Raw genomic sequence first — 15,864 nt, 5'->3', positions numbered from 1 at the left:
CTTTACTATGCAAATAACCATACCAAGAGATCAATTTTTAAAACCTTTAGTGCAAGTGTCGGGTGCTATAGAACGCAAACACACTTTGCCGATTTTATCTAACGTGTTGTTAGAGGTCGTAGATGGTCAGTTGGCCATGACAGGTACTGATCTTGAAATTGAGCTAGTCGCTAACGTATTTGTTGGTGACGATGTTGAAGATACAAAGCTAACGTTACCAGCAAAAAAATTGCTCGATATTTGTAAAAGTTTGCCAGATGGTTGTGAGTTAACATTATCTAGCCAAGACCATCAGTTGCTTTTAACGAGTGGTAAAAGCCGATTTTCATTAACAACGCTTGCTGCTGAAGATTTTCCTAATTTAGAGCAGTGGGATGGCGAAGTTGAATTTCAGTTAACGCGATTAGAGTTACGTAAGCTTTTAGAAAGCACACATTTTTCTATGGCTAATCAAGACGTGCGTTATTACTTAAATGGTATGTCGTTTGAAGTTGATAATGCTGATATTAAAACAGTGGCAACAGATGGCCACCGTTTAGCTATTGCACAAAAAGAACTACCGCAGTCATTAAATACCCAGCGCCAGTTAATTATACCGCGTAAAGGTGTGCAAGAAATTATGCGCTTAATGGTTGCCGACGAAGAGCTGGTAACTATTCAGTTTGGTGCTAACCATATTCGAATAATCGATACTGAGTTTACATTTACCAGTAAATTGGTCGATGGTCGTTTTCCTGACTATCGCCGAGTATTACCGCGCGGTGGTGATAAAGTCATTACCGCTAATCGTGAATGGTTGCGCAGTGCGTTTCAGCGTGTATCTATTTTATCAAATGAAAAGTTTAGAGGCGTTAGGCTAAACCTTTCTGAAGGTTTACTAAAAATAACTGCAAACAACCCAGAGCAAGAGCAAGCAGAAGAAGTGGTTGAGGTAAATTATCAAGGTGATGACCTTGAAATAGGTTTTAACGTTTCTTATGTACTTGATGTGTTGAACACGCTTAAAACTGAAGATGTTTTATTTACCCTTGCAGATTCAAATAGTAGTGCATTAATAGAAGGTGCGGGTGACGAAGAAGCCATGTACGTTGTTATGCCAATGCGCTTATAAGGTTCTATGAGTTTAAGTCATTTAAGCCTCAATGATTTTAGAAATGTTGAGGCGCTTACATTAGAGCCAGTAAACGGTATCAATGTAATTTACGGTGAAAATGGCAGTGGAAAAACCAGCCTTTTAGAGGCTATTTATTACCTTTCTCATGGCAAATCATTTCGTACACCTAAACATAAAAGCATTATAAAGCACCAGCAAAGTAAGTTTACAATTCATGGTAGAAAATCGCTTTATAACTTGTCTATACCTATCGGTATCAGCAAAAGCTTAAATGGTGATACCGAGCTTAAGATTCAAGGTAAAACTAGCCGCAGAGTCTCTGAGCTCGCACAACTCATGCCTGTTCAGGTTATTACACCTGAAAGCTACTCTTTATTTTTTGGTGGCCCAAAAGAGCGCCGTAAATTTTTAGATTTGGGATTGTTCCACGTGGAACAAGACTTTTTTTATTTATGGCAATCATTCAATAAAGTATTAAAACAACGTAATGCATTATTGAAAAGTAAACCAAGAAATTATTTTGACCAAATTAGGTTTTGGGATAAAGAATTTGTTAGACTGGCAGAACAAATAAATACTTTAAGAATTGCGTATATAAGTAGGTTTAAGCAGCAGTTTTTTGATAAAATGTGTGCAGACTTAACGCTTATAAGCGATTTAGAAATAAACTATCAAGCTGGCTGGAAAGAGACTGAGTCTTTAAGCGACGCCCTTGAACAAAACTTTGAACGCGATAGCCGCCAAGGTTTTACAAGTAAAGGCCCACATAAGGCCGATTTTAATTTTAGTGTCTCTGGTAATAGTGTTGAAAATACATTTTCCCGCGGTCAATTGAAGCTATTGCTTTATGCGTTAAAAGTAACGCAAAATAGTTTGATTGAATCAGAGACTGAAAAGCAATCTATATTGCTAATAGATGATTTACCTTCAGAGCTCGGAGAAGATACAAAAGAGAAGGTCGGCCAATTATTGTCGCACTGTAACTCTCAAATATTTATCTCTGCAATTGAGTCTGAAAGTATTTCTGCTGTGGTGGAACCCATGCAACGAGAACTACAAATGTTCCACGTGAAACATGGCAACCTAATAACAAGATAAGTGGGATTAACCATGTCTGAGAATTACGATTCGTCGAGTATTAAAGTACTAAAAGGATTAGACGCAGTAAGAAAGCGTCCTGGAATGTATATAGGGGACACCGATGATGGCACAGGCTTACACCATATGGTGTTTGAGGTCGTTGATAACTCTATTGATGAAGCCTTAGCTGGCCACTGTGATGACATCTTTGTCACAATTCATTTAGACGGTTCAGTCTCTGTTCGAGATAACGGTCGTGGTATTCCAACTTCAATCCATGAAGAAGAAGGTGTATCTGCTGCTGAAGTTATTATGACAGTACTTCATGCCGGTGGTAAGTTTGATGATAACTCTTATAAAGTATCAGGTGGCTTACACGGTGTTGGTGTTTCTGTTGTAAATGCATTGTCTGAAAAACTAAAACTAACTATTCGCCGTGAAGGCAAATTACACGAGCAGACTTACACCATGGGTGTACCAGATGCACCATTAGCTGTTATTGGTGACTCTGATAGCTCAGGTACTGAGTTACGCTTTTGGCCAAGTGCTGAGACGTTCACTAACTTAGATTTCCATTATGATATTTTAGCTAAACGTTTACGCGAATTATCATTCTTGAATTCAGGTGTGAGCATCATCTTAACGGATGAGCGAGAAGAAAATAAATCAGATCACTTCAAATACGAAGGGGGTATTCAAGCGTTTGTTGAATATCTAAATCGTAATAAAAACCCAGTACATAAAGGTGTTTTCCATTTTACTCACGAACGTGAAGAAGATGGTATTAGCGTTGAAGTATCAATGCAGTGGAATGATGCATTCCAAGAGAACATATACTGTTTCACAAATAACATTCCACAGCGTGATGGTGGTACTCACTTAGCGGGCTTTAGATCTGCGCTAACTCGTACGCTTAATAACTATATGGAAAAAGAAGGCTTTAACAAGAAAGCTAAAACAACCAGTAATGCGACGGGTGATGATGCTCGTGAAGGCTTAACTGCAGTTGTTAGCGTTAAAGTTCCTGATCCAAAATTCTCATCGCAAACAAAAGATAAGCTAGTATCTAGCGAAGTTAAGTCTGCAGTTGAACAAGCAATGGCTGAAAAATTCACTGAGTTTTTATTAGAAAACCCAATGGATGCAAAAATCGTTGTTGGTAAAATTATTGATGCGGCACGCGCACGTGAAGCTGCACGTAAAGCACGTGAAATGACTCGTCGTAAAGGTGCTATGGATTTAGCCGGTTTGCCGGGTAAACTAGCTGACTGCCAAGAAAAAGATCCTGCACAATCTGAACTATATATAGTGGAGGGTGACTCAGCTGGCGGTTCAGCCAAGCAGGGTCGTAACCGTAAGAATCAAGCGATTCTTCCGCTCAAAGGTAAAATCTTAAACGTTGAAAAAGCACGTTTTGATAAAATGTTATCTTCGCAAGAAGTAGCGACACTGATCACTGCATTAGGTTGTGGTATTGGTCGTGACGAATACAACCCTGAAAAATTACGTTATCATCGTATCATTATCATGACCGATGCCGACGTCGATGGTTCTCACATTCGTACATTGTTACTAACCTTTTTCTATCGTCAAATGCCTGAAATTGTCGAGCGCGGTTATATCTACATTGCTCAGCCTCCACTTTATAAAGTGAAAAAAGGTAAGCAAGAGCGATATATTAAAGATGATCCAGCATTAGTTGATTACCTAACATCGTTAGCGCTAAATGGTGCAGCACTTTACACCAGTGCTGATGCGTCAGCGCTTGAAGGTGAAGCACTTGAAAGTATTGTTCACGATTACCAAAATACAGTTAAAGTGATTGAGCGTTTAAAACGTAAATACCCGAACACGGTTATGAATCGTTTGATTTACCAAAGCGAACTAAAAGCTGAGCAGCTTGCTGATGAAGAGAAAGTAATCGCGTGGACAAAAGAGCTTGTTGATGACTTAATCGAGCGTGACGAAGATGCAACAATTTTCCATGCCGGTACTGAGTACGATGCTGAGCGTAATTTATATTACCCAGTTGTGAATATTCGTCAGCATGGTGTGGATAAAGCTCACGTATTACATTATGACTTTATTACATCAAGAGATTACCAACGTATTGCCGTAACAGGTAAAAACATTGCAAATATCATCTCTGAAGGTGCATATATCCAACGTGGTGAAAAAACAAAAGCTGTTGATAACTTTGTGGATGCATTGGATTGGTTGATTGCAGAGTCTAAGCGTGGGATCTATATTCAACGCTATAAAGGACTTGGCGAAATGAACCCAAGTCAACTGTGGGAAACTACAATGGACCCTGATGCTCGCCGTATGCTGCAAGTAACCATTGAAGATGCTGTTGGTGCTGACCAATTATTCGCAACATTGATGGGTGACCAAGTAGAGCCTCGTCGTGAGTTTATCGAAACAAACGCACTACGCGTAGTTAATCTAGATGTTTAATTCTCGTTGAGAATAAAAAAAGGAGCCTTATGGCTCCTTTTTTATTGGCTGCAATTGCACAAACTGCTTAAAACATGACTACGCACAAGGTATACTGAGGGTAATTTTCACGCTACATCACAGCAGATACTAAAAGCCAAATATGCAAAAATATGACGTTAAAACCTTTCAAGGTTTGATCCTGGCTTTACAGGATTACTGGGCACAGCAAGGTTGTGTCATTATTCAGCCACTCGATATGGAAGTTGGCGCAGGTACATTCCACCCACAAACATTCTTAAAGTCTATTGGTCCTGAACCAATGTCTAGCGCATACGTACAACCGTGTCGCCGTCCTACTGATGGTCGTTACGGTGAAAACCCTAACCGATTACAACATTACTACCAATTTCAAGTAGTGTTAAAGCCATCACCAGAGAACATCCAAGAGCTTTACTTAGGCTCTTTAGCTGCTGTAGGCATTGATACGCTAACTGATGAAGTGCGCTTCGTAGAAGACAACTGGGAGTCACCTACGTTAGGTGCATGGGGTCTAGGTTGGGAAATCTGGTTAAACGGTATGGAAGTAACGCAATTCACTTACTTTCAACAAGTAGGTGGCATAGAGTGTTCACCTGTGACCGGCGAAATTACTTACGGCCTTGAGCGTTTAGCTATGTATATTCAGGGCGTAGACAGTATTTACGATCTGGTTTGGGCTGATGGTCCAATGGGACGCGTTACTTATGGTGACGTTTTTCACCAAAACGAAGTAGAGCAATCAACTTATAACTTTGAACACGCAAACGTAGCCGATTTATTTGAGCAGTTTGATAAATGTGAAGCCGAGAGCCAAAAGCTAATTGAAGCAGGCTTACCATTACCTGCTTATGAGCAAGTAATGAAAGCATCGCACGCATTTAACTTATTGGATGCTCGTCACGCGATTTCTGTGACAGAACGCCAACGTTATATATTACGTGTTCGTGCATTATCTAAAGCATGTGCACAAAGTTATTATGATGCACGCGAAGCCCTTGGCTTCCCGCTTTGTAAGGATTAACCATGTCAGCACAAAACTTATTAGTAGAAATTGGCACAGAAGAGCTACCACCAAAAGCACTGCGTAAATTAGCAGAAGCATTTGCTGAAAACCTAACAGCAGAACTTGAGGGGCTAGAGTTAGCTCATCAAGGTGTGAAATGGTATGCATCACCACGTCGTTTAGGTTTACAAGTGACAGCGCTTGAAGCCAAACAGCAGGATAAAGAAGTTGAAAAACGCGGACCTGCAACAAAAGCTGCATTTGACAGCGAAGGTAACCCAACTAAAGCGGCCATGGGTTGGGCGCGCGGTTGTGGTATTGATGTAAAAGACGCGCAAACGCTTGAAACAGATAAAGGCGCATGGTTATTACATATTGCTAAAGTAGCAGGTAAAGAAACCACCGCTTTATTAAACGACGTAGTAAATAAGGCGTTAGCGAAACTGCCAATTCCAAAGCCAATGCGTTGGGGCGCGAATAAAACACAATTTATTCGTCCTGTGCATACAGCCACTATTTTGTTTGGCGATAAGCTAATTGAAGGCGAAGTACTAGGTAAAGCTATTAATAACCAGCTTCAAGGTCATCGCTTTCATCATCCAGAAAAAATTAGCATTAACCATGCTGACGATGTTTTTGACGTACTAAAATCTGCACACGTTATTGCCGATTATGAGGAACGTAAAGCACAAATTCGCAGCCAAATTGAAGCAGCAGCAAAAGCAGTTAATGCCGTGGTTGCGATGGACGAAGATTTACTTGAAGAAGTAACTTCTTTAGTTGAGTGGCCAGTTACCCTGACCGCAACTTTCGAAGAGGCGTTTTTAGATGTACCAGCAGAAGCGCTGATCTACACCATGAAAGACGACCAAAAATACTTCCCGTTACTAGATCAAGATGGCAAGCTACTTAACAAGTTTTTGTTTGTTTCAAACATTGAAAGCAAAAACCCAAGTGTTGTTATTGCGGGTAACGAAAAAGTAGTGCGCCCACGTTTAGCAGATGCGCAGTTCTTCTTTGAAACAGACAAAAAGAAAACTCTAGAAAGCCGCTTAGAATCTCTAGATAGCGTATTGTTCCAAAAGCAACTGGGCACGCTAAAAGATAAATCTGAGCGTATTGCAGCACTTGCCGGTTACATTGCTGAGCAACTTGGTGCAGATAAAGCACTCGCAGAGCGTGCTGGCTTATTAAGTAAAACAGACTTAATGACCGAAATGGTGATGGAATTTACTGACGTACAAGGTGTTATGGGCATGCATTACGCACGTCATGACGGTGAAGCCGAAGACGTAGCCATTGCGCAAAATGAGCAGTACATGCCGCGCTTTGCAGGCGACAGTTTACCAACAAACTTAATCAGCTGTGCGGTTGCCATTGCTGATAAGTTTGACACGCTAGTGGGTATCTTCGGAATTGGCCAAGCGCCAAAAGGCGATAAAGACCCGTTTGCACTTCGCCGTGCAGCGATTGGTGCGTTACGTATCATGGTAGAGAAAGAGCTGCCATTAGATATCTTAGACTTAGTTGCTAAATCACAAAGCTTATTTGGCGAAAAGCTAACTAACTTAAATGTGTCGACTGATGTGTTTGAGTTTATGCTTGGTCGCTTCCGCGCTTGGTATCAAGATGAAGGCATTCAAGTTGATGTTATTCAAGCGGTACTTGCACGTCGCCCGACTAAGCCTGTTGATTTTGACCGCCGCGTTAAAGCGGTAAGCCATTTCCGCACTTTAGATGCCGCAGAAGCACTTGCAGCAGCTAATAAGCGTGTAAGTAATATTCTTGCTAAGAATGATATTACGAGCCAAGGTAAGGTTGATGAGAGCCTATTAAGCGATGATGCTGAAAAAGTTCTCGCTTCACAGGTTGCTAAGTTCGCAACTGATCTCGCACCTTTATACGCCGCTGGCGATTATCAAGAAGCATTAGCGCAATTAGCGGGTATCCGCGAAAGTGTAGATAATTTCTTTGATAACGTGATGGTAATGGCAGACGATGAAGCAGTTAAGCAAAATCGTTTAGCACTGTTAAGCCAATTAAGTGGCTTATTTTTAGATATTGCTGATATTTCTGTACTGCAGAAGTAAGTTCAGCGTAGCTTAAAAAGCCAGCAGCTATGCTGGCTTTTTTGTCTTAGAGGTTAACCTATGAAACGTATTTTAACGCTTGCGGTAGTTAGCTTATTAACCGCATGTTCGAGTCAGGTCCAACTCCCTAGCATTGATGACGTACTACCTAGTAAAGAGCTAGATAAAACCATGTACCTACGAGGCGATTTCACCTTATGGGACGCAGAGCCACAATATCAGTTTGAACAAGTTGCTCCCGCGATTTACCAAGCCAATGTTAAGTTTTCAACACCTGGTAAAGTATACGAATTTAAAATTGCCGATGCCGACTTTAGCGAAGGCTACAATTGTGGTTACAGTGAAGCCGCACCAGCAGGGCAGTCATTAGTACTTGGCCAAGCCGCTATTGCCGACTGTAATACCATCTATAATTACTTCAGCTTCACCCCAGCAATTAAAGGCAGCTATATAGTTAGTATCGATTATCGTAATTACGATGAACCAAAAGTGACGATAACCAAGAAGTAAGAGCTGTAAGCTATAAGCCGTCAGCTTTCAGTTGCCCGAGTGAACTTATAGATGAGTGACAAGGACGTTAGAATGAATACTAAGAAATGGAATGAAGAAATAAAAATTAACGGTGTTACTTATCCTGCAGATCAGTTAAATAGAAAGCAAGACGCTGAACTTCTAGCTAAAGTTCTTATTCGCCGCTCAAACTCGAATAGAGAAAAACCTAATAAATCTTCTTATGTAATTAACGTTAATGCTGAATGGGGGGCAGGTAAAACTTACTTTGTAAAACGTTGGGCTGAAGACTTAAAGCACGAGCATCCTGTAGTGTATATAGATGCTTGGTCAAATGACTTTATGGATTCACCCATTATTACCGTCCTTGCTGAAATACAAGAGCAACTTTTAGAAACAATCAACAAAAGTCATTTAACTCAAGCCAAAAGAAAAAGCTTTAAGAATATTGGCATATCAGTATTACCTAAAATCTTAGCAGCATTAGTTAAACGCTATGGTGGGTTTGATATTGAAGATTTATTTGTTGAAGAAAGCTCTGACACAGATGCTACATCATCAACACAAAACAATAAGTCATTAGATTTATCAGCAGCAATGGAAGCTATGACGACCCAAGCATTTAAAGAGCACAGTGATTATAAAAAAGGCGTAAAAGAACTAAAAGTAACAATAAAAGAGTTAGTTAAATACTCAATTGAAAAACCTAAAAATGGACTGCGAGCAACAGATCGTGATTACCCTGCATTCATTTTTATTGATGAGTTAGATCGCTGCCGTCCAATTTATGCAGTAGAAATGCTTGAGGCCATAAAGCATATATTCGATATTGAAGGGTTAGTAATAGTTGTTTCAACACACACAGAAGAGCTTCAGCACACAATAAAAGCTTTATATGGAAACGATTTTAATGCTGATAATTATTTAAGGCGCTTCTTCGATACAAAGTATCATCTAGATGTTGGGATTTCTGCCAGTTTACTAGAAGCAAATTGTGATTTTACTGTATTTGATAATCACTATCTTGAACAAAAAAGTATTTTACTGTTTCCGCTTTTATCTCAAGGTGATGATATAAAAAGACAGTTATCATCTCTTATTGCTGATATTTCGAATTGGCAAAATTTAGCGCCTAGGTCAGCTATACAATTAGCAAATAGATTACTTACAAGTATAGAGTTAATTGGCGAAGAGAAAACAGTAGATATTTTAGTCCTGCTAGTTTTACTTTGTTTATATATGTTCAATAAACCTCAATATGACTATATGTGCAGCATTTTTGATGAACAACGATTTGAAATAAATCCTAGGGTTACAGATTTAAAGCTTTCCTCCAAACAACTAAATTTACCTAAGTACCTAAAAGAAATGCTTTTTGCAGCAGAGAAGCTAGATGGTATAAACCAATTACTAAAACTAGAAAATTATGAAAAAGCAAGTTTGATGAATCTTAAAATCAACTTTTCAGATATTGATCTTTTAACTTATTTTTTGAGTTTTCAAAGCGTTTTAAACAGGGGCGATAAAGCTATAAAACGAGGCTATATGAATACGTTTGGTTATGATGGGAGTGGGGCTATACATGACTACCAGCTGTTAGAAGCACAAATGACGTTCTTCGGATTAAGTAGTTTTACAGTGAATGATTACTTGAACCTAATTGGCTTAACGAGTAAATTTGCTGATAGCTGATAGCTGATAGCTGATAGCTGATAGCTAATAGCTCTTACAACCCTTTCTTCACCAAATACCGATACGGCACTGCATCAACTTCTTTAGCCACCAACGTGTGATCCATGAACGTGCAGAAGCTGGGGATGTCGCGGGTGGTTGAGGGGTCATCTGCGATGATCAGTAAGGTTTCGCCTTCAGCCATTTTGCGTACCGCACCACGGATCATCATGACAGGCTCTGGACAGCGAAGGCCGATGGCGTCTAATTGGTGATCGGGATTATCAAAACTCATGGCGGTGACCTTTATCAAGTGGCGCTTAACGATTAATTTAAGGCTGCTAGTTTAACGACCTCGCTGCAATAAATAAAGTCACTTCAGTTATGCTTTTTAAGCTACAAAGCACAGCATATAAAAAAAGCCGCGTTGATTTATAAATCAGCGCGGCCTTTTATCACCAAGAGTTGGTTACGTGTATAAGCTAATTAGTCTTGTACACGTTCAAATACAGTTGCGATGCCTTGGCCTAAACCAATACACATAGTAGCTAAACCATATTTTGCGTTTTTGTCTTCCATTAAGTGAATAAGTGACGTGCTAATACGCGAACCTGAACAACCAAGCGGGTGTCCAAGTGCAATTGCGCCGCCATTTAGATTCACTTTTTCATCAACCACATCTGCAAGACCTAAGTCTTTTAATACAGGTAATGATTGTGCTGCGAATGCTTCGTTAAGTTCAGCAACGTCGATGTCATCAATAGTGATACCCGCTTGTGCAAGTGCTTTTTTACTTGCTGGTACTGGGCCGTAACCCATGATTGATGGATCACAACCTGCAACCGCCATTGCTTTAACACGAGCACGAATTGGTAGGCCCAATGCTTTGGCTTTTTCTTCGCTCATTACTAGCATTGCTGATGCGCCGTCAGAAAGTGCTGAAGAAGTACCAGCAGTAACAGAGCCAGTAGCAGGGTTAAATACTGGACGTAGCTGCGATAGGCCTTCTACTGTTGTTTCAGGGCGAATTACTTCGTCGTCTTCAACAAGAATTAATGAGCCATCTGCATCGTGGCCTTCCATTGCGAGAATTTCACGACGAAAACGTCCTTCAACAGTTGCAGCGTGTGCACGCTGGTGTGAACGGTAAGCAAATTCATCTTGCTGCTGACGGCTAATGCCGTGAATAGTAGCAAGGTACTCTGCAGTTAAACCCATTGAACCAGACGCTTGTGCAATTGATGTTGCTAAGCCTGGGTGAAAGTCATTACCGTGTGTCATAGGTACGTGGCCCATGTGCTCAACACCACCAATGAGGTAAGTGTCACCAGCGCCAGTCATAATAGCGCGAGCAGCGTCATGCAATGCTTGCATAGATGAGCCACATAAGCGGTTTACTGTCGTTGCTGGTACTGAATGCGGAATACCGGCAAGTAATGATGCGTTACGAGCAACGTTAAAGCCTTGCTCTAAAGTTTGTTGTACACAACCCCAATAAATATCATCAATTGATGCTGGATCAACGGCAGGGTTACGTTCTAGTAAGCCCTTCATTAAGTGAGCGCTTAAGTCTTCCGCACGCTTGTGTTTGAATACGCCGCCCTTTGAGCGACCCATTGGTGTGCGGATACAATCTACAATTACTGGATTATTCATGATATTAACCTTCCACCTTATAGAAAACACGGCCTTCTTCAGCCCATTGGCGAGTTTGCTCTGATACTTGGTAAATCGCACCTAGATGAGCGTACTTGTCTGCTGTTGCAACAAAGTTAGCTAAACCAGTTTGATCTAAGTAACGGAACGCGCCGCCTCTAAATGGAGGGAAACCGATACCGTAAATAAGCGCCATATCTGCTTCTTGTGGCGAAGCAACAATGCCTTCTTGTAAACAAAGGAGTACTTCGTTAATCATTGGCACCATACAGCGGTCAATAATTTCTTGTTTATCAAATTCTTTTGGTGCATCAGTGATTGAGCTAAGTAACTCAACAGCCTGTGGGTCTTGAGCTTTTTTCAAGCGACCACGGCGGTCTGGTGCGTATTGGTAGAAGCCTGCTTTGTTCTTTTGACCAAAACGTTTTTCGTTGGCAAATACGGTAACAGGATCTTTTTCTTGACGAGACATACGCTCAGGGAAACCGTCAGCCATTACGCCAGTACAATGATAAGCTGTATCGATACCCACAACATCTAGTAAGTAGGCTGGGCCCATAGGCCAACCAAATACGCTTTCCATTACTTTATCTACTTTAGCAAAGTTAGCGCCTTCAACAACGAGCTTGCTAAAGCCTGCAAAGTAAGGGAATAAAACACGGTTAACAAAGAAGCCTGGGCAATCGTTAACAACAATCGGTGATTTACCTAATTTTAATGCGTAATCTACCACTGCATTAATTGTTTGCTCAGACGTTTTTTCGCCGCGAATAATTTCTACAAGTGGCATTTTAGGCACTGGGTTAAAGAAGTGCATACCACAGAAGTTTTCAGGCTTTTCTAGCGCAGTTGCTAATTCATCAATACGAATAGTTGAGGTATTAGATGTAAGCACGGTGCCTTCTGGCATGTCTTTTTCAAGTTGCGATAGCACAGCTTGCTTAACTTTAGGGTTTTCAACAACGGCTTCAACAATGATATCTGCACTTTGTAAGTCGCTATCATTTAGAGTTGGCTTAATTTTACCTAATGTGGCAACCATTTTATCCATTGCCATGTGGCCGCGCTTCACTTTAGCACCTAATAGTTTAGATGCTTCACCCATACCTAAATCAAGCGCATCCTGTTGGATGTCTTTCATTATAATAGGCGTGCCTTTATACGCAGATTGGTAAGCGATGCCGCCACCCATGATGCCTGCGCCTAATACAGCGGCTTGCTTGATTTCAACATCGCTGGTTTTAGCTGATTTACGTGCTTTACCTTTGATGTATTGATCAGCAAGGAAAATACCTGTTTGTGCTGCTGCTTCTGGTGTACGAGCTAGTTTTGCAAAGTTAGCGTTTTCGATTGCCATTGCTTCATCGCGAGTACAGTTAGCCGCTGCTTTAATAGTGCGAACAGCCATAACTGGTGCAGGATAGTGGCCTTTGGTTTTACCCATAACCATACCTTCAGCCATTGCAAAGCTCATGCCTTGCTCAACGCGGTTTAGTTTAAGCGGTTGTAGCTTAACATTACGCTTTGCTTGCCAATCTAACTTTCCAGAGATAGCTAGTTCAAGTGTTGAAATGCTTGACTCTAAAAGTTTGTCAGCACTAACTATTGCGTCAATTGCACCAACTTTAAGGGCATCTGCAGCGCGGTTTTCTGTGCCAGAAGTGATCCACAGCATCGCATTATCAGCACCTACGATACGTGGTAGACGAACTGTGCCACCAAAACCAGGCATAATACCAAGTTTAACTTCTGGAAGGCCAATTTTAGCCGTAGTACTGGCAACGCGATAATCGGTAGCAAGTACCCACTCACAGCCGCCGCCAAGTGCTAAGCCGTTTATCACGCTTAGCGTTGGGAATGGTAAATCTTCTAAAGCGTCAAATACATCAGTGGCATCTTTGATCCATGTTACTAATTCAGCTTCTGGTTTAGTAAACGTTGGTAAAAATTCGAAAATATCGGCGCCAATAATAAAGTGGTCTTTATCACTGGTAAAAATCATGCCTTTGATATCATTATTTGCTGCTAATTCTTTTAATGCAGAAGCGCAATCTTTCAAGGTTTGCTGAGACAAAGTGTTTACAGAACCTGCAACACAAAATTTGAACTCGGCGATATTATCCTTGATGAAAGCAACTTCAAAGGAATCGCTCTTATATAACATTATTATTCTCCCTAGTGTGTGAACTAAGACTGGTACGATGAGTTTGCATTTCAATCAGTGTGCTTGCTTTAAATAAAAAATGCAACGAAAAATTTACTGTGGTGCCTTACTACTGGTTAAAATATAGCTGGTTTGGTGCTAAGGTGTAGTTGAAGTTATAAACAGAATTTATATTTTTATTTTTGAGTGCTTTTAATTATAAAGGTCATCATGAAAAAACATTTATTAGGTTGGACGGCAGCAGCATTATTTCTCCCTTTTTTTTCTGCCGAAGCCAACGACAAACATGACGCGTTTTTAGACGCTGAGAAAAAAGTACGTTATAGCGGCTATAAAGAATTTCAAGACGTCATTAATAACTTGGATCATCCACTTAAGCCGTATATCGAGAAAACCTATTGGCAGCGACATCCAAGTGTGAAGTATCAAACAGAGATCGAAAACTATTTAACGGTCTATCAAAATACACCTCTTGAATGGCCCGTGCGTAAAGCTTGGCTACAATATTTACGTAAACATGATCGCAAAGCTGCTTACATAAATAATTACCGTAAAACGTCTAATAACGAACTCACCTGTACTTATTTGCAATATCAACTTGATTTAGGTGCGCCGGAAAAAGCAATTTTAAGCCAAGTCAGTGATTTATGGGTGGTAGGTAAGTCACAACCAAATGAGTGTGACTCGTTATTTAGCTTGTGGAGCAAAAAAGGCTATTTGAACCAAGATCGTGTTTGGCAGCGTGTTACTTTAGCAGCTCAAGGTGGCGACAGGAATTTACTCCCGTATTTAAAAACCTTACTCCCGAAGAATGAACAGTATTTAGCTGACTTATACAAAAAAGTACGTAGTGATCCAAGTGCCGCTGCAGGGCTTTATCGGTATAAGAATAAAACTGTTAAAGAAAGCGAAATTGCTCACTATGGTGTAAAGCGATTGGTTTGGCGTGACAGAGGTTTGGCACTAAAAGCATGGGAAAAGCTTGATAAAATGTTTGCTTATACTGATGAGCAAAAGGCCGATGTATATTATACCTTTGCTTTATCCCTAGCATCGAGTGGCCATGAACAAGCACGGTTTTGGTTAAATAAAGTGCCTAAGGAACGTCAAGATCGTAAATTAATGCAGTGGCAATTGGGTAATATGTTAAAAGCTCAAGATTGGTCGGGCATTGTGGCGTTTTTTACAGGTAAAGAAAACCTTAGTCTGGGTCAGCAATATTGGCTGGCTTATAGTTTAGCGCAGCGCGGTGATAAAGAACGAGCCAATGCGATTTGGCAAACCGTGGCGAAAGAGCGTGATTATTATGGGTTTTTAGCTGCAGCAAGGTTAAATATACCGGTGCAATTAAACAATCAGCCTCTGCAGGTCAGCGATGGGTTAGTGGCCGAGGTTGCACAAGCACCTGGTTTTAAACGTGCCAAAGCGCTTTATGAATTAGAGCGCTTTACTTCGGCAAGACGTGAGTGGAACTATTTAACACGTACTTCAAGCGAGCAAGAAAAGTTGGCAGCGTCAAAGCTTGCAGCTGAACTTGATTGGTACGACAGCACTATTTATACCTTAGCGCAAATTAAAGCGTGGGATTATGTTGAGCTGCGTTTTCCGTTTGCATTTCAAGACTTATTTGAACGCTATAGTAAACGTAACCGCATAGATGTTACTTGGAGCATCGCGATATCGCGTCGCGAAAGTTCATTTGCACCCGACGCGCGTTCTCATGCTAATGCACGTGGTTTAATGCAGTTACTACCTAGCACAGCAAAATACGTAAACAAAAGCACTGTATCGAGTACGCGGCTTAATCAACCAAAAACCAATATTCGTTTAGGCACTCAGTATTTAGAGTACTTAAAAAAGAAAAACAATGGCAACGAAGTGCTTGCTACAGCATCATATAATGCTGGATATCATCGTATAAAACGCTGGCTACCTGATGAAGCTATGCCTGCAGAATTATGGGTAGAGTTGATCCCGTATCGTGAAACCCGTAATTACGTTAAAAATGTATTTGCTTATCGTCAGGTGTATCACACACGTTTAGGGCGAGAGGGTAATATACTCGAGCCAATACTCGACATGAAAATGGGCGGTTAAC

The 15,864-nt window shown here is 40.7% G+C and carries 11 protein-coding genes; 8 read left to right on the top strand and 3 right to left on the bottom strand.

The features are described 5' to 3' along the window. Positions 1 to 7: 7 nt before the first annotated feature. The 7 genes from dnaN (at position 8) to AAEU30_RS19960 (ending at position 9,967) form a co-directional block, all read left to right on the top strand. Complete coding sequence (dnaN, locus tag AAEU30_RS19990; protein ID WP_087533904.1) at positions 8 to 1,111, top strand: DNA polymerase III subunit beta; 1,104 nt, start codon at positions 8 to 10, stop codon at positions 1,109 to 1,111. Between the two features lie 6 nt (positions 1,112 to 1,117). After that, complete coding sequence (gene recF / locus AAEU30_RS19985) at positions 1,118 to 2,212, top strand: DNA replication/repair protein RecF (RefSeq protein ID WP_087533903.1); 1,095 nt, start codon at positions 1,118 to 1,120, stop codon at positions 2,210 to 2,212. A 12-nt stretch (positions 2,213 to 2,224) separates the two neighbouring features. Beyond that, on the top strand, positions 2,225 to 4,651 hold the full coding sequence (gene gyrB / locus AAEU30_RS19980) for a DNA topoisomerase (ATP-hydrolyzing) subunit B (protein ID WP_421962073.1): 2,427 nt from the start codon (positions 2,225 to 2,227) through the stop codon (positions 4,649 to 4,651). Between the two features lie 142 nt (positions 4,652 to 4,793). Further along, positions 4,794 to 5,693, top strand: a complete 900-nt coding sequence (gene glyQ, locus AAEU30_RS19975; protein WP_421962072.1) for a glycine--tRNA ligase subunit alpha — start codon at positions 4,794 to 4,796, stop codon at positions 5,691 to 5,693. Positions 5,694 to 5,695: 2 nt separating this feature from the next. Then, entirely contained in the window at positions 5,696 to 7,765 is a 2,070-nt protein-coding gene (gene glyS / locus AAEU30_RS19970) for a glycine--tRNA ligase subunit beta (RefSeq protein WP_421962071.1), read from the top strand. Between the two features lie 60 nt (positions 7,766 to 7,825). Beyond that, positions 7,826 to 8,275: an early set domain-containing protein gene (locus AAEU30_RS19965; protein ID WP_290211139.1), complete on the top strand. Its 450-nt coding sequence runs from the start codon at positions 7,826 to 7,828 to the stop codon at positions 8,273 to 8,275. A gap of 72 nt (positions 8,276 to 8,347) precedes the next feature. Further along, entirely contained in the window at positions 8,348 to 9,967 is a 1,620-nt protein-coding gene (locus tag AAEU30_RS19960) for a KAP family P-loop NTPase fold protein (RefSeq protein WP_421962070.1), read from the top strand. Between the two features lie 34 nt (positions 9,968 to 10,001). Here AAEU30_RS19960 and tusA read toward each other — a convergent pair whose 3' ends face one another. The 3 genes from tusA to fadB form a co-directional block, all read right to left on the bottom strand. After that, positions 10,002 to 10,241 carry a sulfurtransferase TusA gene (tusA, locus tag AAEU30_RS19955; protein ID WP_421962069.1) on the bottom strand — a complete coding sequence of 80 codons (240 nt, stop codon included), beginning with the start codon at positions 10,239 to 10,241 and terminating at the stop codon, positions 10,002 to 10,004. 191 nt (positions 10,242 to 10,432) lie between these two features. Continuing rightward, on the bottom strand, positions 10,433 to 11,602 hold the full coding sequence (fadA, locus tag AAEU30_RS19950; protein WP_087533895.1) for an acetyl-CoA C-acyltransferase FadA: 1,170 nt from the start codon (positions 11,600 to 11,602) through the stop codon (positions 10,433 to 10,435). A gap of 4 nt (positions 11,603 to 11,606) precedes the next feature. Continuing rightward, a complete protein-coding gene (gene fadB, locus AAEU30_RS19945) occupies positions 11,607 to 13,766 on the bottom strand; it encodes a fatty acid oxidation complex subunit alpha FadB (protein WP_421962068.1) in 2,160 nt (719 codons plus the stop codon). Positions 13,767 to 13,976: 210 nt separating this feature from the next. Here fadB and AAEU30_RS19940 point away from each other — a divergent pair, with 210 nt between their 5' ends. Continuing rightward, positions 13,977 to 15,863, top strand: a complete 1,887-nt coding sequence (locus AAEU30_RS19940; protein WP_421962067.1) for a transglycosylase SLT domain-containing protein — start codon at positions 13,977 to 13,979, stop codon at positions 15,861 to 15,863. The last annotated feature ends 1 nt before the right edge of the window (position 15,864 follow it).

The sequence above is a fragment of the Pseudoalteromonas mucoides genome (assembly GCF_049257175.1).
Lineage (GTDB): Bacteria > Pseudomonadota > Gammaproteobacteria > Enterobacterales > Alteromonadaceae > Pseudoalteromonas.
This window is presented reverse-complemented; position numbering and strand designations above follow the sequence as displayed.